Raw genomic sequence first — 18,116 nt, 5'->3', positions numbered from 1 at the left:
CGCACACTGGGAAGGTGAACCCGTTCAATTCTGTCCGTCAGCGCGTGGGCGACACGATCTTCGAACGGATCGCCGGTGACGAGGGGCCGGCCCGGCGCGACCGGATCCACTTCTCCGTGGGTCCGCGTCGCTTCGGGCCGGACTCGGCCATCCAGCAGGTGCACGGTGACGCGTCGATGTTCGTCGGCGGCATGCGCGCCCTGCTGCTGCAGTCGTTGCACCCGCTGGCGATGGCGGCGGTCGACGCGCACTCGGGCTATCGCGGAGACCCGTGGGGACGGCTGCAGCGCACCAGCACCTTCCTCGCCGAGACCACGTTCGGCACGATCGAGGACTCCGACCGGGCCATCGCGATCGTCCGCTCGGTCCACGACCGCATCGCCGGCATCGCCCCGGACGGTCGCGCCTACCGGGCGTCCGACCCGCACCTGATCCGCTGGGTCCACGTCGCCGAGATCGACAGCTTCCTGCGTGCCCACGACCGCTACGGCGCCCGGCCGCTCGACGCCGCCGGCCGCGACGCGTACGTCGCCGAGACCGCCCATGTCGCGCGCGGGCTCGGCGCGACCGACGTGCCCGAGACCGTGGCGGAGCTCGACGAGGTCATGGCGGCCTACCGACCCGAGCTGCGCGGCACCCCCGCGGCTCGTCGGACGGCCCGCTTCATCCTGGTCCACCCGCCGGTGCCGTGGGTGTTCCGCGGCCCCTACAGCCTGCTGTCGGCCGCCGCCGTGGCGATGATGCCGGGCTGGACGCGGATCCCGCTGCGTCTGCCCTACCTGCCCGTGGTCGAGTCGACCGCGGTGCGGGCGAGCGGCATCGCGGTCACCAGCGCGATCCGCTGGGCCATCGGGCCCGGAGCACCGACGGCCGAGGCCTCGACCATCAGCTAGGCGTCAGCAGGTCGGGAGGTCGGCGCCGTCGCACGTGCCGTGGTCGGCCGGTGCGTCGACCACCGCACGCCCGAGCAGGGTCCGGAACGTCTCGGCGTCATCCTCGGGCAGCCCGCCGAGGACCGCTCGCTCGACCTCGCCCAGCCGTTCCTGCGACTGCGCCAGGACCGTCTCGCCGCGCGACGTCAGCACGACCTGCCGGGCCCGACGGTCGGCCGGATCGGGCCGGCGCTCGACCAGGCCGGCCCGCTCGAGGTCGTCGACCAGGTAGGTCATGACGGTGCGGTCGATGCCGAGCCGCTGGGCGATCGTCGCCTGGTTGCTGCAGGCCCCCTCGGACGACACCGAGAGCACCTGGAATCCGCGCGGGCCGCCGGGGACGTCGTCGACGACGTCGCGCGCACCCTCGAGGTAGCGCCGCAGCAGCGCGCTGAGGGCCTGACCGAAGTCGCCGGCAGCCGCCTGAGCGGGCTGGGCGGTCGTCTCGGTCATGGGTCGCAGTCTATCTCGCACCTCGGACATGACGATCATCACGTTTCAATACCATCTGTTGTCAATATGATCTGTGTGCAAGACTATATGGGAAAGGGCGAAGCGCCCACCTCAGGACCACAGGAGCACATGACATGAGCAGCATCTTCAGACTCGACTCGAGCATCCGCGTCAACGGATCCGTCAGCCGCGCCGTCGCGGACACCCTGGTCGACTCGATCGCGGCAGAGCTCGGCGACGCAACCGTCGTCGCCCGCGACGTCGCCGCCGACCCGGTGCCGAGCGACCTCTGGTCGACCGCGGCACTCGCCGGGTTCACCCCCGAGGAGCAGTGGAGCCCCGAGCAGCGCGACGCGAGGGCCAGCGCCGCCGCGCTCGCCGACGAGGTGGTCGACGCCGACGTCGTGGTGATCGCCGCACCTCTGTACAACTTCGGCGTGTCCCAGCACCTGAAGACCTGGGTCGACACCCTGATCACCGATCCACGGTTCGCGCCCGGCACCGAGACCGTGAAGGGCAAGCCCGCTTTCCTCGTCGTCACCCGCGGCGGGGGCTACGGCGAGGGCACCCCGCGCGCCGGGTGGGACCACGGCACGGCCTGGATCCGCCGCATCCTCGCGGATGTCTGGCAGCTCGACCTCGACATCATCGAGACCGAGCTGACGCTCGCCGAGGTCACGCCCCAGATGGCCGAGCTGCGGGACCTCGCCCGCCAGCAGCTGACGGAGTCGCACGAGGCAGCCCGCACGAGCGGCCGCTCGGTGACGCTCAAGCTGCGCGCCCCGGTCTGAGGTCAGACCCCGTCCGAGGTGTCATCCGCGCGGGACGGGGTACGACGAGGGTTCAGAACCGTCAACCCAGGAGTGATGCACGGTGAAGAAGCTGACTCTGCTCGCCGCCGCGGCCGCCGGATACGTCCTCGGCTCCCGCGCCGGACGCGAGCGCTACGACCAGATCGCGACCCAGGCCACCAAGGCCTGGAACAACCCGAAGGTCCAGGACGTCGTCGACGAGGTCCAGACCCAGGCCAAGCACGCGGGTGCCGAGGCCGGCAGCCGCGTCGGGTCGAAGGTCGCCGAGACCGCGACCGACGTCGCGTCCCGTGTGGCCGACCGGGTCAAGGGCGCCCACGAGGACGGCCCGCCGGTCGACGAGACGTCGTCCGCGCCGCTCGGGGGCAACCCCTCGTGAGCGACCAGCGCACGCCGACCGACCAGGCGTCCACCGGCCAGCTGCTGGTGCAGGCCACGGAGGACATCTCCCAGCTCATCCGTGACGAGATGCAGATGGCCAAGCGCGACCTGGCCGAGACGGGCAAACGGGTCGGCATCGGCGCCGGGCTCTTCGGCCTGGCCGGCACGCTGGCCCTCTACGGCCTGGCGGCGCTGATCGCGACGATCATCCTCGCGATCGCCGAGGGCCTCGCACCATGGATCGCCGCCGGCATCGTGACCCTCGTGCTCTTCGTGGCCGCGGCCATCGCAGCGCTGGTCGGCAAGGGCAGCATCAGCCACGCCGGCGACGCGCCCCACGACCGGGTCGAGAGCGTCAAGGCCGACATCGACACCGCCAAGCACGGCACCGAAGGAGCCCACGATGACGTCTGACCTCGAGGCCGAGATCGCCGAGACGCGCGAGCACCTCGGCGAGACCGTCGACGCCCTCGCCGCCAAGCTCGACGTCAAGGCGCGCGCCAAGGACGCTGACAAGCGTCCCCTCGCCGCCGCCCTGATCGTCGCCGCCGGTCTCACCGCCGCGGCCCTGCTCTGGCCCCGCGGACGCTGACACCGGCGGCGTCACCGAGGGATCAGGCGCCGCGCGCGATCCACTCGTCGAGGTGCGGCTTCTCGGCACCGATCGAGGTGTCGTCGCCGTGGCCGGTGTGCACCACGGTCTCGTCGGGCAGGTCGAGCAGTCGCTCGCGGATCGACTCGATGATCGTCGGAAAGTCCGAGTACGACCGGCCCGTCGCGCCCGGCCCACCGTTGAAGAGCGTGTCGCCGGTGAAGACGGCGCCCAGGTCGGGCGCGTAGAGGCACGTGCTGCCGGGCGAGTGCCCCGGCGTCGGGATCGCCCGCAGGGTCGTGCCGGCCACCTCGAAGGTCGCGCCGGTGTGGAGCTCTTGGTCCGGCGGCGAGTCGTGCTCGGCGTCCCACAGCATGCGGTCGGCGGGCGGGAACCAGACCTGCGCGCCGGTGGCCCTGCCGAGCTCGACCGCCGCGTTGATGTGGTCGTTGTGCCCGTGGGTCAGGACGATCGCGACGACCGTGCGGCCGTCGATCGCGTCGAGGATCGCCGCGGCGTCGTGCGGTGCGTCGATCACCAGCACCTCGGCGTCGTCACCCACCAGCCAGACGTTGTTGTCGACGTCCCAGCTGCCGCCGTCGAGGCAGAACTGCCCGGACGTCACGACCTTCTGGATGCCCGCGCTCACAGCTCGACGACCGATCGCAGGACGTCACCGTGGTGCATCTTGGTGAACGCGGCCTCGACGTCGTCGATGCCGATCGTCTCGGTGACGAACGCGTCGAGGTCGAGACGGCCCTGCTGGTAGAGGTCGACCAGCATCGGGAAGTCACGCGACGGCAGGCAGTCGCCGTACCAGCTGGACTTCAGCGACCCGCCCCGACCGAAGACGTCGATCAGGGGCAGCTCGAGCTGCATGTCGGGCGTCGGCACGCCGACCAGCACCACGGTGCCGGCGAGGTCGCGGCCGTAGAACGCCTGCTTCCACGTCTCGGGACGACCGACCGCGTCGATGACCACGTCGGCGCCGTTGCCGTCGGTCAGCGCCTGGATGGCCTCGACCACGGTGCCGCCGTTCGCGGTGGCTTCGCCGACGTTGATCGTGTGGGTCGCGCCCATGCCCTTGGCCCACTCGAGCTTGCGGTCGTCGAGGTCGATCGCGATGATCGTGGCGGCGTTGGCCAGACGAGCACCCGCGATGGCCGCGGAGCCGACTCCACCGCAGCCGATGACGGCGACCGAGTCGCCGCGCTGCACGTTGCCGGTGTTGATCGCGGCACCCAGACCGGCCATCACGCCGCAGCCCAGCAGGCCGACGGCCGCGGGCGACGCGGTGGGGTCGACCTTGGTGCACTGACCGGCGGCAACCAGGGTCTTGTCGGCGAACGCGCCGATGCCCAGTGCCGGCGACAGCTCGGTGCCGTCCTCCAACGTCATCTTCTGCTTCGCGTTGTGCGTGTTGAAGCAATACCACGGGCGACCGCGCAGGCACGCGCGACAGCTGCCGCACACCGCACGCCAGTTGAGCACGACGAAGTCACCCGGCGCGACGTCGGTGACGCCCTCGCCGACGGACTCCACGACTCCGGCGGCCTCGTGACCCAGCAGGAACGGGAACTCGTCGTTGATGCCGCCCTCGCGGTAGTGCAGGTCGGTGTGGCAGACACCGCAGGCCGAGATGTCGACGACGGCCTCGCCCGGACCCGGGTCGGGGATCACGATGTTCTCGACGGTGACGGGCGCGCCCTTCTCACGGGCGACGACTCCTCGGACGATCTGCGACATGCGGGCTCCTCGGGGGATGAACGGCGGTAGGCCCGACGCTATCGGCCACCCGGTTGCGGCACCACCGCAGCGTCGCTGACGGGCGTCGGACCGTCGATCACTCGAGCGACGCGCGCAGCTCGTCGAGCACGATCCTGCGACCCGGTCCCGCGTCGCCGACCCGGGCCGAGGTGAACACGCCCGGGGTCGTCTCGACGTAGGAGCCGTACACCTCGTACGGACCCGGGCCAGCCAGGATGTAGAGGTGCCGGCGCGAGCCGGACAGCCCGATCGACAGTGCGAGGTCGCTGTCACGCACCTCGATGCGCGTCCCTGCTGCCACGTCGCCGCGCAAGGTCTCCACGACCGTGGCCCTCGTCCGTGACCCCACCCGCACGTCATCGGCGACCACGATCGTGGGGGCCGCCGACATCCGGTTGAACCGCGAGGAGTCCTCGTCGAGCGTCGCGCCGAGCGAGCCGTCGAGGTTGGCCTTGTAGCCCTCGGCTCGCTCGGGGGCCGGGGAGGCGGCACCGCCGGAAGCACTGTCGGAGGAGCCCACCGCCGCACCGCTCGCCGCTTCGGACGACGCGGTGTCGCCCGTCCCGCTGATCGCACCGTTGAGCGCGAACAGCCCGACGACCGAGGCGGCCACGGCCACGGATGCGGCGACAGGTCGCCAGCGCCGCGGCCGGCTCGCCCTCGCCCTCGGCTGGGCCAGCACCTGCTCCAGCATCTCCTCGGCGGCCACCTCGTCGTGCTCGTACGCCCGCGGCGTGAGGCCGACCTCCTCGGCGAGCCCCCGGATCTCGTCGAGGAGGTCGTCGTCCTCATTCGTCGACATGGTGCACCTCCCTGCCGAGCACGGTTCGCAGGTTCTTGCGCGCCCGCAGCGCCCGCATCTTGACCGCCGCCACGCTGCAGTCGAGGATCGCCGCGATCTCGGCCAGGCTGAAGCCATCGACCACGAGCGCGATGACGTCGCGATCGGTGGGACGTAGTGCCGCCAGTCGGTCGAGTGCCTCGCCCCCCGTGAAGACGCCGTCGGCCAGGTCAGGCTCGACCGCGGATTCGGGCGTCGTCGTCAGCCGGATCTTCTGCGCCAACGCGTCGCGGCGGCGATCGCCGCGGCGACGGTTGCGCAGGTGCCCCTCCGCGACCCGGTAGGCGAGGCTGCGGGTCTGGCGCCACTCGATCTCGGTGGTGGGTGCCGGCAGGTCCTTGCCCCACATCGTGGCCATCGTGTCGGAGACGACGTCCTGGGCGGTGTCGGGGTCGCTCATGCGCGTGACGTAGCGGACGAGGGCAGGCTGGACGTCGCGGAAGAACGCCGTGAAGTCGCCCGAGTCCACGCAGCGCCTCCTCCGACCGACAGTTCGCTCAACATACTGATGTCCGTCATCGAGCGGGCGGTCACGCACAAGCTTTTCTGCACACCGGTGGATGTCCGGGCGGGCCGATCGGGTCACGCGTGCAGCAAGACCAGCAGCAGACCGTGCGGGCGGGGGACGACTGGAGGGAACGTCCCCCGTCCGCACGGGGCCACAGGATCAGAGGATGTAGAGCATCTCCTGATAGGTCGGCAGCGGCCACAGGTCGTCGGCCACGATCGCCTCGAGCGAGTCGGCCGCGGCGCGGACCTCGGCCATCGCCGGCAGCAGCGACGTCTGCGCGTAGGTGGCCTCGGCCAGCGCGTCCTCGCCGTGGTCGGCGTGCAGCGCGTTGCGCAGCGCTCCGATGCCGACGCGCAGTGCGGCGATCGCGGTGCTGACCTCCTCGAGCAGGTCGAGATCGGCCTCGACGCCCGCCGCCTTGAGCGCGCTCACGTTCGTGGCGAGCTCGGTCTGGTAGCGCACCGCGGCCGGCAGCACCGAGGTCTGACCGATCTCGAGGGTCGAGAGCGCCTCGACCATGATGCTCTGCGCGTAGTGCTCGAGCCCGATCTCGTAGCGGCTGTGCGCCTCGCTCTCGGAGAAGATCCCGTAGCGCTCGAAGAGCTGCACCGACGACTCGGTGATGAGCTCGGGCAGCGCGTCGAGGGTCGTGCGCAGGTTGGGCAGCCCGCGCTCCGCGGCCTCGACCTGCCACTCGTCGGAGTAGCCGTTGCCGTTGAAGACGACCGAGCCGTGGTCGGTGATGAGCTCGGTGAGCAGCTCCTGGACCGCGGTGTTGAGCTCGGTGCCCAGCTCGATCGCCGTCTCCAGCTTGGTCGCGATGTGGTCGAGCGCCTCCGCCATGATCGCGTTGATCGTCGTCATCGGGCCGGCGACCGACTGCAGCGAGCCCGGAGCGCGGAACTCGAACCGGTTGCCGGTGAACGCGAACGGGCTGGTGCGGTTGCGGTCACCCGGGTCGGTCGGCAGCACCGGCAGGGTGTCGACGCCGATCTGCAGGGTGCCTCGGCTCTTGGACGAGGTCGCCGGTCCCTTGGCCAACTGCTCGAACACACCCGCGAGCTGGTCGCCGAGGAAGATCGAGATGATCGCCGGCGGCGCCTCGTTGGCGCCGAGGCGATGGTCGTTGCTGGCCGAGGCGACCGAGGCGCGCAGCAGGCCGCCGTACTGGTGGACGGCGCGGATGACGGCTGCGCAGAACACCAGGAACTGCGCGTTGTCGTGCGGGGTGTCGCCCGGCAGGAGCAGGTTGCCCTCGGTCGCGTTGCCGAGCGAGAAGTTGACGTGCTTGCCCGAGCCGTTGACGCCCTCGAACGGCTTCTCGTGGAACAGGCACTCCATGCCGTGCTTGCGGGCAACGGTCTTGAAGGTCGTCATGAGCAGCTGCTGGTGGTCGGCGCCGACGTTGGCGGCCTCGAACATCGGGGCGATCTCGAACTGGCCGGGGGCGACCTCGTTGTGGCGGGTCTTGGCCGGGATGCCGAGCTTGAACAGCTCGCGCTCGGTGTCGGCCATGAAGCCGAGGACCCGCTCGGGGATCGCGCCGAAGTAGTGGTCGTCGAACTCCTGGCCCTTGGGCGGCTTCGCGCCGAAGAGCGTCCGGCCCGAGTTGAGGAGGTCGGGGCGGGCGACGAAGAAGTGACGGTCGATCAGGAAGTACTCCTGCTCGGGACCGACGTACGACACGACAGCGGCCGGGTCGTGCCCGAAGAGCTTGAGCACCCGTTCGGCGTGGACCGCCATCGCCTGCTGCGCGCGCAACAGCGGCGTCTTGTGGTCGAGCGCCTCACCGGTCATCGAGATGAAGACCGTCGGGATGCAGAGCGTGTTGCCGTTGGGGTTCTCCAGGATGTACGCCGGGCTGGTGGCGTCCCAGCCGGTGTAGCCCCGCGCCTCGAAGGTGTTGCGCAGGCCGCCGTTGGGGAAGCTCGACGCGTCCGGCTCGCCCTGCACCAGCGTCTTGCCGGCGAACTCGGCCAGCGCGGTGCCGTCGCCCACCGGGTCGAAGAATCCGTCGTGCTTCTCGGCGGTGAATCCGGTCAGGGGATAGAACACGTGCGCGTAGTGGGTCGCACCCTTCTCGAGCGCCCAGTCCTTCATGGCCGAGGCGACGGCGTCCGCGATGAGCGGGTCGAGGATCTCGGAGTTCTCGATCGTTGCCATGACGGACTTGAAGACCGACTTCGGCAGGCGCTTCTGCATGACCGACTTGCTGAAGACGTTCATGCCGAAGATCTCGCCGGGCGTCTCGTCGGCGCTGAAGCTGGGCGCCGGCGGCACGTAGGCCTCGACGTCGGTGATGGCCTGCAGCCGGACGGGGTTAGCGCTCATGGTGATCGTTCCTTCTCGGGGGGGCAGTCGCGTCCCTCGACACGACCTCACCGTCAGGATCGTCCACCCGCGTTACGGATCGATATCGGCGGCGATTCGGCGCCATGTAGATCGGCGGCGGCAAGTGCATAGGTTTCGTCCTCGTCTGCCGCGTCCGGCTGCCGATGGGACACCCAGGAACACCCTCGACCAACGAAGGGCACCACGATGCACGACACCCAGCTGGATGTCAGCGCGCCACACCCCGTCACCCTCGCCGACCAGGAGGCTGCCGCTGCGGTGTTCGACCGACATGGCAGCACCTTGCACCTGCTGGCGATGCTCCTGACCGACGACCCGGAGATCGCCGAGCAGATCGTGGTCCAGGCGGTCGTCGCGCACGTGGGAGGCCCCGCCTCGCTCCAGCAGCTGTCGGCGGCACTGCACCTGGCGTGGTGCTGCCGGATCCCCGCGTCCGGCCCGCCGCAGGTGCCGAGCATCCCGACCGCACCGTCAACAGTCCTGGCCGAGATGCAGGCCCTCCCGATCCAGGAGCGTCTCGCACTGGGCCTGTGCCGATTCGGCGGACACACCTATCGCGAGGCGGCAGACGTGCTGTCCCTCTCGCCCGGCGTCGTCGCCCGGCAGCTCGCGTCCGCTCTCAGGACGCTGGCGGTCTGATCAGTGCTCGGGATCGACCAGTCGTGCGGCGGCCGCACGCAGGGTCCGCAGCTCGGTCCGGCACCGCGAGCACTCCTCGAGGTGGTGCTCGAACCGCACGACCTCCATCAGGTCCAGTGCACCCACCGCGTAGGGACCCACGAGGTCGTGCGGGCTGACGGTCACTCCGCTGTGCACAGCCACTGGGTCCTCATGCTCGTCATTCGTCGCCGGTCGGCGCACTGCTTGGTCACCCCGGACACCCTGTCCTGAGTGGTCCCTCGGATCGGCCCGCTGAGCGGTGAATTGTGGTTCTGACCTGCGGAAAAACAGCCGTGTAATTATCCACAGGTGTGTGCACAGCTGGGGATACACAACGACGAAGGCTCCCCACCCGAACCCGGGTGGGGAGCCTTCGTGATGGCGGAGCCGAGCAAAGGCCCCCGCCCCAAGATCGGGGGCGAGGGCCTTCGTGATGGTGGAGCCGAGGGGACTCGAACCCCTAACCCCCTGCTTGCAAAGCAGGTGCGCTACCAATTGCGCCACGGCCCCCGGTCTCGCTCGACGAGCGAGTGGGGATTCAGAGACGGTCGGTGCCGGCCGACCACGTGTCGACCGGCGTCTCCTTGTTCGTCTTGCCGAGTGCCCAGAAGACTCCTGCAACCGCGAGCCCGAGGGCGACGATCTTCTTCATGGGACCTCCTCGTTGAGTGGGCGTACCAGGACTTGAACCTGGGACCTCTTCCTTATCAGGGAAGCGCTCTAACCAAGCTGAGCTATACGCCCGCAACAGCGATGAACTTTACCGCACCGCGTTCACCGATCCCAATCGGGGTCGATGCGTCACCTCTCCTCGGAGAACGTGACCTCGACGCCACCCATGAGCTGGGCGGCGAGGTTGTACAGATGGGCGCCGATCGTCGCCAGGATCGTCATCAGGACGACGTTGATCGCCGACAGCACGAGCGTCAGTCCGACGAAGCGACCGAAGCCGAAGTAGTCCTTGACGTCGAAGCTCGACGAGTCGTCGCTGAGCACCGACGTGAGGGAGTCGTTGATCTGGTCCCACACGCCGACGATGTTGAGGACCACCCAGAAGATGGCCGCGGCGACGACGCCGACGATCATGAGGGCCACCGAGACGGCGAACGCCAGGCGCGTCACCGACCACGGCTCGACATGGGTGAGGCGCAGGCTCGCGCGGCGGCCGGAGCCGCCGGCCGGAGTCGGGGTCACAGTCACCTTCGGGGCCCCGCTCTTGTCGTCCTGCTTGTCCTTGACCGCCGGGATGACGGCGGTCGTCGACGGGGATGGCTTGGTCGTGCGCGCATAGTCGGCTGCGGTCAGGGGGCGTCCCTGCGGGCCGGGGCTCGCCTGAGGCTTCTTGTCAGCAGGCTTGGTGACGTCGGCCGTGACCGACTCCTCCTTGGCTGCCGCCGCGACCGTGACGTCGCGAGGGCGTCCCTTGTCGGTCTGCGAGGTGCCGGCGGAAGGAGTCTTCTTCGCCGCAGGCGCCTTCTTGGCAGGAGCCTTCTTCGCCGGCGCCTTCTTGGCCGCGGGCTTCGGGATCCTGGGGATGGCCTGCGTGGGCGCGGCGTCGCCGGCTCCCGACCCGGGAGCGTTGCTCGTGCCTTCGGTCTCGTCCGTCACTGGTCCTTGTCCCCGTCTGCCTGCGTCTCGTCGGTCGGCGTCATCTCGGTCGCGGCCTCGTCCTGGAGGACTTCGGTGTTGCGCGCGATGGTCACCACGCGGTCATCCCCCTTGAACTTCACGAAGCTCACACCCATCGTGCCACGGCCGGTCGGATTCACCCCAGAAACGAGGCTGCGGGTCACCTGTCCACTGGCCGTCACCGAGATGACGTCGTCCGTGTCGACCAGCACCAGGCCTCCCACCAGCTCGCCGCGGTTCTCGGTGATCTGCATGGCCTTGATGCCCAGTCCACCACGTCCCTGCAAACGGTACTGATCGATCGGCGTCTTCTTGGCGTAGCCACCGTCAGTGACGGTGAAGACGAACAGCTCGTCGGCCTCGGGCACCTCGACCTGCTCGAGCGCGTCGGCCGAACGGCGGATGACCGACAGCGACAGCATCGAGTCGGCCTCGCGGAACTTCATGCCGGTGACGCCGGACGTCGCCCGGCCCATCGGCCGCAGCTGCTCGTCGTCGGCACGGAAGCGGATCGCCTGGGCCTTGCGTGAGATCAGCAGCAGGTCGTCGTCGGGCGTGACCAGCTCGGCGCCGATCAGCTCGTCGTCGTCGTCGCGGAAGTTGATCGCGATGACGCCGGCCTGGCGCGGGCTGTTGTAGTCGAGCAGCCGGGTCTTCTTGACCAGGCCCTTCTTGGTCGCGAGCACGAGGTAGGGCGCCTGCTCGTAGTCGCGGATCGCCAGCACCTGCGCGATCTCCTCGTCGGGCTGGAACGACAGGAGCCCGGCGACGTGTCCGCCCTTGGCGTCGCGGCCGGCCTCGGGCAGCTGGTAGGCCTTGGCCCGGTAGACGCGACCGGCCGTGGTGAAGAACAGGATCCAGTGGTGGCTGGTGGTCGAGAACATGTGGTCGACCATGTCGTCGCCGCGCAGCGCGGCACCCCGGACACCCTTGCCGCCCCGGTTCTGCACCCGGTAGAGATCGGTCTTGGTGCGCTTGGCGTAGCCGCCCTTGGTGATGGTGACCACGACCTCCTCGTCGGGGATGAGGTCTTCCATCGACAGGTCCCCGTCGGCCGGGACGATCGGCGAGCGGCGGTCGTCGCCGTACTTCTCGGCGAGCTCGGCGAGCTCCTCGGAGATGATCTGACGCTGACGCTCCGGCTTGGCCAGGATGTCCTGGTAGTCGGCGATCTCGAGCTCGAGCTTGGTGAGCTCGTCCATGATCTTCTGACGCTCGAGGGCCGCGAGCCGGCGCAGCTGCATCTCCAGGATCGCGTTGGCCTGGAGCTCGTCGATGTCGAGCAGGTCGATCAGGCCCGTCCGCGCCTCGTCGACGGTGGGACTGCGCCGGATCAGCGCGATGACGTCGTCGAGCGCGTCGAGCGCCTTGGCCAGGCCGCGGTAGATGTGCGCCTTGGCCTCGGCCTCGTCGAGGAGGTACTGGGTGCGCCGCTGGATGACCTCGATCTGGTGCGTGATCCAGTTGCTGATGAAGCCGTCGAGGGTCAGCGTGCGCGGGACGTCGTCGACGATCGCGAGCATGTTGGCGCTGAAGTTGGACTGCAGCTCGGTGTGCTTGTAGAGGTTGTTGAGCACGACCCGCGCGACGGCGTCGCGCTTGAGCTTGACGACCAGGCGGCGTCCGACGCGCGACGACGACTCGTCGTTGACGTCGGCGATGCCCTGCACGCGACCGCTGATCGCGAGGTCGGCGATCTTCTCGGCGAGGTTGTCGGGGTTGACCTGGTAGGGCAGCTCCTTGATGACCAGGCTCAGGCCACCGCGGGTGTCCTCCTCGATGTCGACGATGCCGCGCATCATGATCGAGCCACGACCCGTGCGATACATGTTGTCGATGCCGGTCGTGCCGACGATCAGGCCGTTGGTCGGGAAGTCGGGGCCCTTGATGCGCTCCATGAGCGCCTCGAGCAGCTCTTCCTTCGACGCGTCCGGGTTGGCCAGCGACCACTGGGCGCCGTCGGCGACCTCGCGCAGGTTGTGCGGCGGGATGTTGGTGGCCATGCCGACCGCGATGCCCGCCGAGCCGTTGACCAGCAGGTTGGGGAAGCGCGACGGCAGGACCGTCGGCTCCTGGGAGCGACCGTCGTAGTTGGGGCGGAAGTCGACCGTGTTCTTGTCGATGTCGCGCACCATCTCCATGGCGATCGGCGCGAGCTTGCACTCGGTGTATCGCATGGCGGCCGCGCCGTCGTTGCCCGGCGAGCCGAAGTTGCCCTGGCCGGAGATCATCGGTGCGCGCATGACCCACGGCTGGGCCAGGCGGACGAGGGTGTCGTAGATCGCGGTGTCGCCGTGGGGGTGGTACTGACCCATGACGTCACCGACGATGCGCGAGCACTTGCTGAACCCACGGTCGGGGCGGTAGCCGCCGTCGTACATCGCGTAGAGGACGCGACGGTGCACGGGCTTGAGGCCGTCGCGCACGTCGGGCAGGGCTCGCGACACGATCACGCTCATGGCGTAGTCGATGTAGGAGCGCTGCATCTCGACCTGCAGCTCGACGTGCTCGATCCGGTCGTGCTCGGGGGGAGGCGTGGTGTCAGTCATGGATCAGCCTTAAATATCGAGGAAGCGGACGTCTTTGGCGTTGCGCTGGATGAACGAGCGGCGCTGCTCGACGTCCTCACCCATGAGGATCGTGAACATCTCGTCGGCGACCGCCCCGTCCTCGAGCGTCACCTGGCGGAGCACGCGCTGGGCCGGGTCCATCGTGGTGTCCCACAGCTCGGAGTCGTTCATCTCGCCGAGACCCTTGTAGCGCTGGACCGGTGCCTCCTTGGGCAGGCGGTGACCGGCCTCCTTGCCGGCGGCGAGCAGTCCGTCGCGCTCGGAGTCGGAGTAGGCCAGCTCGTGCGCTGCGTTGGTCCACTTGATCTTGTAGAGCGGCGGCATCGCCAGGTAGACGTGCCCCGCGTCGATGAGCGGTTTCATGAACCGGAACAGCAGCGTCAGCAGCAGCGTCGAGATGTGCTGGCCGTCGACGTCGGCGTCGGCCATCAGCACGATCTTGTGATAGCGAAGCTTGGCGATGTCGAAGTCGTCGTGGACGCCGGTGCCGAGCGCCGAGATGATCGCCTGGACCTCGGCGTTCTGCAGGATCTTGTCGATGCGGGCCTTCTCGACGTTGAGGATCTTGCCGCGCAGCGGGAGGATCGCCTGCGCATAAGGATCGCGTCCGCCCTTGGCCGAGCCACCGGCCGAGTTGCCCTCGACGATGAAGATCTCGCACTCCTCGGGATTGCGCGACTGGCAGTCGGCGAGCTTGCCCGGCAGGCCACCGCCGCCCATCAGGCCCTTGCGGTTGCGGGCCAGGTCGCGGGCCTTGCGGGCGGCCATGCGGGCGGTCGCCGCGTCGAGGGACTTGCGGACGATCGTCTTGCCCTCGGTCGGGTTCTGCTCGAACCACGCGCTGAGCTCGTCGTTGAGCACGGACTGCACGAACGAGCGGGCCTCGCTGTTGCCGAGCTTGGTCTTGGTCTGGCCCTCGAACTGCGGCTCCTCGAGCTTGATCGAGATGATCGCGGTCAGGCCCTCGCGGATGTCCTCGCCCGAGAGGTTGTCGGTGGCCTTCTTGATGAGGCCCTGCGCCGTGGCGAACTTGTTGACCGTCGCGGTCAGTGCGCCGCGGAAGCCCTCCTCGTGCGTGCCGCCCTCGTGCGTGTTGATCGTGTTGGCGAACGAGTGGACCGACTCGACGAAGCTGTCGTTCCACTGCATCGCGATCTCCAGCGACAGCCCCTTGGACTCGTCCTCGGACTCGATCGAGATGACGTCCTTGTGGATCGGCGACTTGCTGCCGACGTTGATGTGGTCGACGTAGTCGACCAGGCCCTTGTCGAAGCGGAAGCGCGCGTCGCGCGGCCGGTCGTCGCCCTGGGGGCCGTCGGCGCCCTCGACGTCGGGACGGTCGTCGCGCAGGACGAGCTCGAGCCCCTTGTTGAGGAACGCCATCTCGCGGAACCGCTTCTCCAGCGTGTCGTAGCTGTAGTCGACCGTCTCGAAGATGTCGGCGCTGGCGTAGAAGGTCGTGGTGGTGCCGGTCTCGTCGGTCTTCTCGTGACGCTCCAGCGGAGCGTCCGGCGCACCGTAGGTGAACGACTGGGTCCAGCGGTAGCCGTCACGCTTGACCTCGACAAAGAGCTTTGTCGACAAAGCGTTGACCACCGAGACGCCGACGCCGTGCAGGCCACCGGAGACCTTGTAGCCGCCACCGCCGAACTTGCCGCCGGCGTGCAGCGACGTCAGCACCAGCGTCACGGCCGGCATCTTCTCGGTGGGGTGCTCGTCGACCGGGATGCCGCGTCCGTCGTCCTCGACGCGGATGCCACCGTCGGCCTGCATGACGACCTTGATGTGGGAGGCGTAGCCGGCCAGGGCCTCGTCGACCGAGTTGTCGACGACCTCGTAGACGAGGTGGTGCAGTCCGCGCTCTCCGGTGGACCCGATGTACATGCCCGGACGCTTGCGCACGGCGTCCAGGCCTTCGAGAACCTGGATGTTGCTGGCGTCGTACGAGGCTTCAGGATCTGGAGTTTGGCTCACCTGACCAGTATACGGGCGATTCTGTGCGTCTCACGGCTTACCCACCGTTGGGAGGCGGCGAGTCGCGGGGCGCAGGTGCCCTTGAGAGGCACAGAACGGCGGTCTGCACGTCGTCGCAGACCCGGTCCCAAGATCCTGTAGGGCGAAACCCCTGCGAATTCGCCCAGCGGCAGATGACGGCCCGGGACTCGTCAGGTTGGGACCTGTCGGGCATCGTAGAGGGATGACCACCCTGACGACAGCTCGTGACACCGCGTCTTCCGCGGTCGCCGCGGCACTCGCCGGTGCCCTCACCCTGGCGGTCCTGGTGCAGGTCGCGCTGCACACGACCCGCGGTCAGGACTGGGACCAGTCGGCCATGACGACCGTCGTCGGCGGGCGCGACACCCAGCTCACCGTGCTCAGCGTCCTCGGCTACGTGTCGATCGGTGCCATCGTCATCGTGGTGGCGGGGTGCGGCGTCGTCGCCTTCCTGCGAGGACGGGCGCACCTGGCTCTCGCGGCCGTCGCCGTGATCGGTGGCGCCAACATCACCACCCAGCTGCTCAAGCACTCGCTGCTCGAACGGCCCGACCTCGGGCTGGGGCTCGGCACGCTCAACAGCCTGCCGAGCGGGCACACCACGGTCGTCGCCAGCTCGGTCGGCGCGGCGCTGCTGGTGGCACCCCGGGTCACCCGGCCGATCCTCGCCGCCGCGGGCGGGTTCGCCACGACCCTCACCGGCGCGTCGACCGTGGTCGCCGGCTGGCACCGCCCGTCCGACGTCGTCGCCGCGCTCGCGGTGAGCCTGGTCTGGACGGCGGTCGTGGCCCTCTTCATCCACGGCCCCGGACAGTCGGTCGCCGGAACGTTCGCCGGGGCCGTCGTCGGATGTGCCGGTGCGCTGGCCTTCCTCGTCGCCGTCGGGGTGCGCCCGGTGCTGGGGTGGGACGGCTTCCTGCAGGCCGGTCTGGTCCTGGGCGGGGTCACCGCCGCGACCGCGCTGTTCGTCCTCGCCTGCTCGGCCGTCTCCCCCGCGGAGTGACGACTACCCGTAGGTGTCGCGAGGCCCCCGGGCACCGCGGATCGAGCGGGGCCCCTTCTTCCACGACGGAGCCTGCGGCCCGCGCGCCTCGATGCGCAGCACCGATCCCTGACCCAGCTCCTCGTTGAGCTTGGCGACGATACGCGGAGCGAGCAGCTTCAGCTGCGTCGCCCACGCGGTCGAGCTGGCACGGACGTGGACCACGGCGTCCTCGAAGCCCTCGATCTGTGCGTGCTGCGCGACCTCGGGACCGACGATCCTCGCCCAGTCGGTGAAGATCCGCTGGTCGTCGAGCTTCTCGGTCCACCCCTGGTTGCGGACGACCTCGCCGAGCAGGTCGGCGATCGTCGACGGATCCTCGTTCTTGGCGCGCGCGGGCTTGACCGGGCGTGCTCGCTTGCGCGGGCCGACAGCGCCGGGCGTGCCCTTGCCCCGGTAGGAGTTGGCGATCTGCCGCGCGAGGTCGAGCTCGTCGTCGTCACCCACGGGTGACCTCCCCTCCTGCCACGCGGAACCGGTGACCCTTCAGCGCCTCGGGCACGTCGTCGGCGACCGCGGCGGTGACGAGCACCTGCTCAGCATCGCCGACGAGCTCGGCGAGCTGTTGCCGGCGACCCTGGTCGAGCTCGGCGAAGACGTCGTCGAGGATCAGCACGGGGTCGTCATCATCGTCGCGCAACAGCTCGAACGACGCCAGCTTGAGCGCCAGCGCGTAGGACCACGACTCGCCGTGGCTGGCATATCCCTTCGCCGGCAGCTCGCCGATCGTGAGGACCACCTCGTCGCGGTGGGGCCCGACCAGGCTGATGCCGCGGTCGATCTCATCCCCCCGGCGGCGGGCGATCTCCTCGAGCAGGTGCTGCTCGATCGCCTGCTGGTCACGCAGGTCGGGGTCGAGCTCGAGCGACGGTCGGTAGAGCGCGGTGACGTCGCGCCGGTCCGGCGCCGATTCGGCGGCGACCCGCCGGTAGGCGTCCGTGAGGTGGGGAGCCAGGGCGTCGAGCAGCAGCAGCCGGGCCGCCACCAGCTCCGCGCCCGTGCGGGCAAGGTTCTCGTCCCAGATGTCGAGGGTCGCGATCTCGACGTTGCGGCGACCGCGCGCCGACTTCAGCAGCGTGTTGCGCTGCTTGAGCACCCGGTCGTAGTCGGCCTTCACGCCACCGAGGCGCGGTGTCCGCAGCACCAGCAGCGAGTCGAGGAAGCGTCGGCGGTCTGACGGATCGCCCTTGACCAGCGCGAGGTCCTCGGGCGAGAACATCACGGTGCGCAGCACCCCGACGAGATCGCGGGTGCGTGGCAGCGCGCCCCGGTTGATGCGAGCCCGATTCGCCTTGCCCGGGGTGATCTCCAGCTCGAGCAGCGCGGTACGACCCCCCTTGACGACGTCGGCGCGCACGATCGCCTGCTCGGCGCCGGCCCGCACCAGCGGCGCGTCACCCGACACCCGGTGCGAGTCGAGTCGCGAGAGGTAGTCGATCGCCTCGACCAGGTTGGTCTTGCCCTGGCCGTTCGAGCCGACGAAGGCGGTCGCGCCGGGCTCGAGGACGATCTCGACGTCGGCGTACGACCGGAAGTCGTGCAGGGTCAGCTTGCTGACGTGCACGTTCGTGCCACCTTC

General features: G+C 69.4%; 19 protein-coding genes and 2 tRNA genes. 7 read left to right on the top strand and 14 right to left on the bottom strand.

Annotated elements, in window-relative coordinates; genetic code table 11:
• The first annotated feature begins 14 nt into the window (after positions 1-14).
• Positions 15-893 carry an oxygenase MpaB family protein gene (locus tag HQK15_RS04250; RefSeq protein WP_173490156.1) on the top strand — a complete coding sequence of 293 codons (879 nt, stop codon included), beginning with the start codon at positions 15-17 and terminating at the stop codon, positions 891-893.
• Between the two features lie 3 nt (positions 894-896).
• On the opposite strand, the gene HQK15_RS04245 is transcribed toward HQK15_RS04250, so the two are convergent.
• On the bottom strand, positions 897-1,385 hold the full coding sequence (locus HQK15_RS04245) for a MarR family winged helix-turn-helix transcriptional regulator (protein WP_173490155.1): 489 nt from the start codon (positions 1,383-1,385) through the stop codon (positions 897-899).
• Positions 1,386-1,519: 134 nt separating this feature from the next.
• Here HQK15_RS04245 and HQK15_RS04240 point away from each other — a divergent pair, with 134 nt between their 5' ends.
• From HQK15_RS04240 to HQK15_RS04225, 4 genes are all read left to right on the top strand, one after another.
• On the top strand, positions 1,520-2,176 hold the full coding sequence (locus HQK15_RS04240) for an NAD(P)H-dependent oxidoreductase (protein ID WP_173490154.1): 657 nt from the start codon (positions 1,520-1,522) through the stop codon (positions 2,174-2,176).
• An 82-nt stretch (positions 2,177-2,258) separates the two neighbouring features.
• Entirely contained in the window at positions 2,259-2,576 is a 318-nt protein-coding gene (locus HQK15_RS04235; RefSeq protein WP_173490153.1) for a hypothetical protein, read from the top strand.
• Positions 2,573-2,992: a phage holin family protein gene (locus tag HQK15_RS04230; protein ID WP_173490152.1), complete on the top strand. Its 420-nt coding sequence runs from the start codon at positions 2,573-2,575 to the stop codon at positions 2,990-2,992. The genes HQK15_RS04235 and HQK15_RS04230 overlap by 4 nt, the downstream gene beginning before the upstream one ends.
• Entirely contained in the window at positions 2,982-3,170 is a 189-nt protein-coding gene (locus HQK15_RS04225) for a DUF3618 domain-containing protein (protein WP_173490151.1), read from the top strand. Before HQK15_RS04230 ends, HQK15_RS04225 begins: the two co-directional genes overlap by 11 nt.
• Before the next feature lie 22 nt (positions 3,171-3,192).
• On the opposite strand, the gene HQK15_RS04220 is transcribed toward HQK15_RS04225, so the two are convergent.
• The 5 genes from HQK15_RS04220 to HQK15_RS04200 all read right to left on the bottom strand — a co-directional run bounded on the left by HQK15_RS04220 (position 3,193) and on the right by HQK15_RS04200 (position 8,620).
• Complete coding sequence (locus HQK15_RS04220) at positions 3,193-3,819, bottom strand: MBL fold metallo-hydrolase (protein ID WP_173490150.1); 627 nt, start codon at positions 3,817-3,819, stop codon at positions 3,193-3,195.
• Positions 3,816-4,916 (bottom strand): S-(hydroxymethyl)mycothiol dehydrogenase, encoded by a 1,101-nt coding sequence (locus HQK15_RS04215; protein WP_173490149.1) that lies wholly within the window; start codon positions 4,914-4,916, stop codon positions 3,816-3,818. The genes HQK15_RS04220 and HQK15_RS04215 overlap by 4 nt, the downstream gene beginning before the upstream one ends.
• Positions 4,917-5,013: 97 nt before the next feature.
• On the bottom strand, positions 5,014-5,739 hold the full coding sequence (locus HQK15_RS04210; protein WP_173490148.1) for a hypothetical protein: 726 nt from the start codon (positions 5,737-5,739) through the stop codon (positions 5,014-5,016).
• Positions 5,726-6,247 carry an RNA polymerase sigma factor gene (locus tag HQK15_RS04205; protein ID WP_173490147.1) on the bottom strand — a complete coding sequence of 174 codons (522 nt, stop codon included), beginning with the start codon at positions 6,245-6,247 and terminating at the stop codon, positions 5,726-5,728. The genes HQK15_RS04210 and HQK15_RS04205 overlap by 14 nt, the downstream gene beginning before the upstream one ends.
• Before the next feature lie 198 nt (positions 6,248-6,445).
• Positions 6,446-8,620, bottom strand: coding sequence for a glutamine synthetase III family protein (locus HQK15_RS04200; RefSeq protein ID WP_173490146.1), 2,175 nt, complete (start codon positions 8,618-8,620; stop codon positions 6,446-6,448).
• A gap of 207 nt (positions 8,621-8,827) precedes the next feature.
• Between HQK15_RS04200 and HQK15_RS04195 the strand changes: the two genes are divergently transcribed.
• Positions 8,828-9,280 (top strand): RNA polymerase sigma factor, encoded by a 453-nt coding sequence (locus HQK15_RS04195; protein ID WP_173490145.1) that lies wholly within the window; start codon positions 8,828-8,830, stop codon positions 9,278-9,280.
• Here HQK15_RS04195 and HQK15_RS18985 read toward each other — a convergent pair whose 3' ends face one another.
• The 6 genes from HQK15_RS18985 to gyrB all read right to left on the bottom strand — a co-directional run bounded on the left by HQK15_RS18985 (position 9,281) and on the right by gyrB (position 15,474).
• Positions 9,281-9,463 carry a zf-HC2 domain-containing protein gene (locus tag HQK15_RS18985; RefSeq protein ID WP_173490144.1) on the bottom strand — a complete coding sequence of 61 codons (183 nt, stop codon included), beginning with the start codon at positions 9,461-9,463 and terminating at the stop codon, positions 9,281-9,283. It abuts the gene before it with no gap.
• A gap of 272 nt (positions 9,464-9,735) precedes the next feature.
• Positions 9,736-9,811 (bottom strand) — tRNA-Ala (locus tag HQK15_RS04185).
• Positions 9,812-9,970: 159 nt separating this feature from the next.
• Positions 9,971-10,045, bottom strand: a tRNA-Ile gene (locus HQK15_RS04180).
• Between the two features lie 57 nt (positions 10,046-10,102).
• Complete coding sequence (locus HQK15_RS18980; protein ID WP_367649057.1) at positions 10,103-10,909, bottom strand: DUF3566 domain-containing protein; 807 nt, start codon at positions 10,907-10,909, stop codon at positions 10,103-10,105.
• Positions 10,906-13,479, bottom strand: coding sequence for a DNA gyrase subunit A (gyrA, locus tag HQK15_RS04170; RefSeq protein ID WP_173490143.1), 2,574 nt, complete (start codon positions 13,477-13,479; stop codon positions 10,906-10,908). Before gyrA ends, HQK15_RS18980 begins: the two co-directional genes overlap by 4 nt.
• Before the next feature lie 9 nt (positions 13,480-13,488).
• Positions 13,489-15,474, bottom strand: a complete 1,986-nt coding sequence (gene gyrB, locus HQK15_RS04165; protein WP_173490142.1) for a DNA topoisomerase (ATP-hydrolyzing) subunit B — start codon at positions 15,472-15,474, stop codon at positions 13,489-13,491.
• Positions 15,475-15,697: 223 nt separating this feature from the next.
• Between gyrB and HQK15_RS04160 the strand changes: the two genes are divergently transcribed.
• Positions 15,698-16,498 carry a phosphatase PAP2 family protein gene (locus HQK15_RS04160; protein ID WP_173490141.1) on the top strand — a complete coding sequence of 267 codons (801 nt, stop codon included), beginning with the start codon at positions 15,698-15,700 and terminating at the stop codon, positions 16,496-16,498.
• Positions 16,499-16,501: 3 nt separating this feature from the next.
• On the opposite strand, the gene HQK15_RS04155 is transcribed toward HQK15_RS04160, so the two are convergent.
• Together HQK15_RS04155 and recF are read right to left on the bottom strand one after the other, a co-directional pair.
• Positions 16,502-16,984 carry a DciA family protein gene (locus HQK15_RS04155; protein WP_173490140.1) on the bottom strand — a complete coding sequence of 161 codons (483 nt, stop codon included), beginning with the start codon at positions 16,982-16,984 and terminating at the stop codon, positions 16,502-16,504.
• Positions 16,977-18,101: a DNA replication/repair protein RecF gene (gene recF / locus HQK15_RS04150; RefSeq protein WP_173490139.1), complete on the bottom strand. Its 1,125-nt coding sequence runs from the start codon at positions 18,099-18,101 to the stop codon at positions 16,977-16,979. Before recF ends, HQK15_RS04155 begins: the two co-directional genes overlap by 8 nt.
• Positions 18,102-18,116: the final 15 nt, after the last annotated feature.

This window comes from Aeromicrobium stalagmiti, from assembly GCF_013283745.1.
In the GTDB taxonomy this organism is placed as follows: Bacteria; Actinomycetota; Actinomycetes; order Propionibacteriales; family Nocardioidaceae; genus Aeromicrobium; species Aeromicrobium stalagmiti.
This window is presented reverse-complemented; position numbering and strand designations above follow the sequence as displayed.

Bases quoted from the DNA above. Each gene is read 5' to 3' on its own strand.
- gyrA (WP_173490143.1), bottom strand. From the start codon at position 13,479: ATGACTGACACCACGCCTCCCCCCGAGCACGACCGGATCGAGCACGTC.
- HQK15_RS04225 (WP_173490151.1), top strand. From the start codon at position 2,982: ATGACGTCTGACCTCGAGGCCGAGATCGCCGAGACGCGCGAGCACCTC.
- HQK15_RS04240 (WP_173490154.1), top strand. From the start codon at position 1,520: ATGAGCAGCATCTTCAGACTCGACTCGAGCATCCGCGTCAACGGATCC.
- HQK15_RS04195 (WP_173490145.1), top strand. From the start codon at position 8,828: ATGCACGACACCCAGCTGGATGTCAGCGCGCCACACCCCGTCACCCTC.
- HQK15_RS04160 (WP_173490141.1), top strand. From the start codon at position 15,698: ATGACCACCCTGACGACAGCTCGTGACACCGCGTCTTCCGCGGTCGCC.
- HQK15_RS04210 (WP_173490148.1), bottom strand. From the start codon at position 5,739: ATGTCGACGAATGAGGACGACGACCTCCTCGACGAGATCCGGGGGCTC.
- HQK15_RS04200 (WP_173490146.1), bottom strand. From the start codon at position 8,620: ATGAGCGCTAACCCCGTCCGGCTGCAGGCCATCACCGACGTCGAGGCC.
- HQK15_RS04215 (WP_173490149.1), bottom strand. From the start codon at position 4,916: ATGTCGCAGATCGTCCGAGGAGTCGTCGCCCGTGAGAAGGGCGCGCCC.
- HQK15_RS04245 (WP_173490155.1), bottom strand. From the start codon at position 1,385: ATGACCGAGACGACCGCCCAGCCCGCTCAGGCGGCTGCCGGCGACTTC.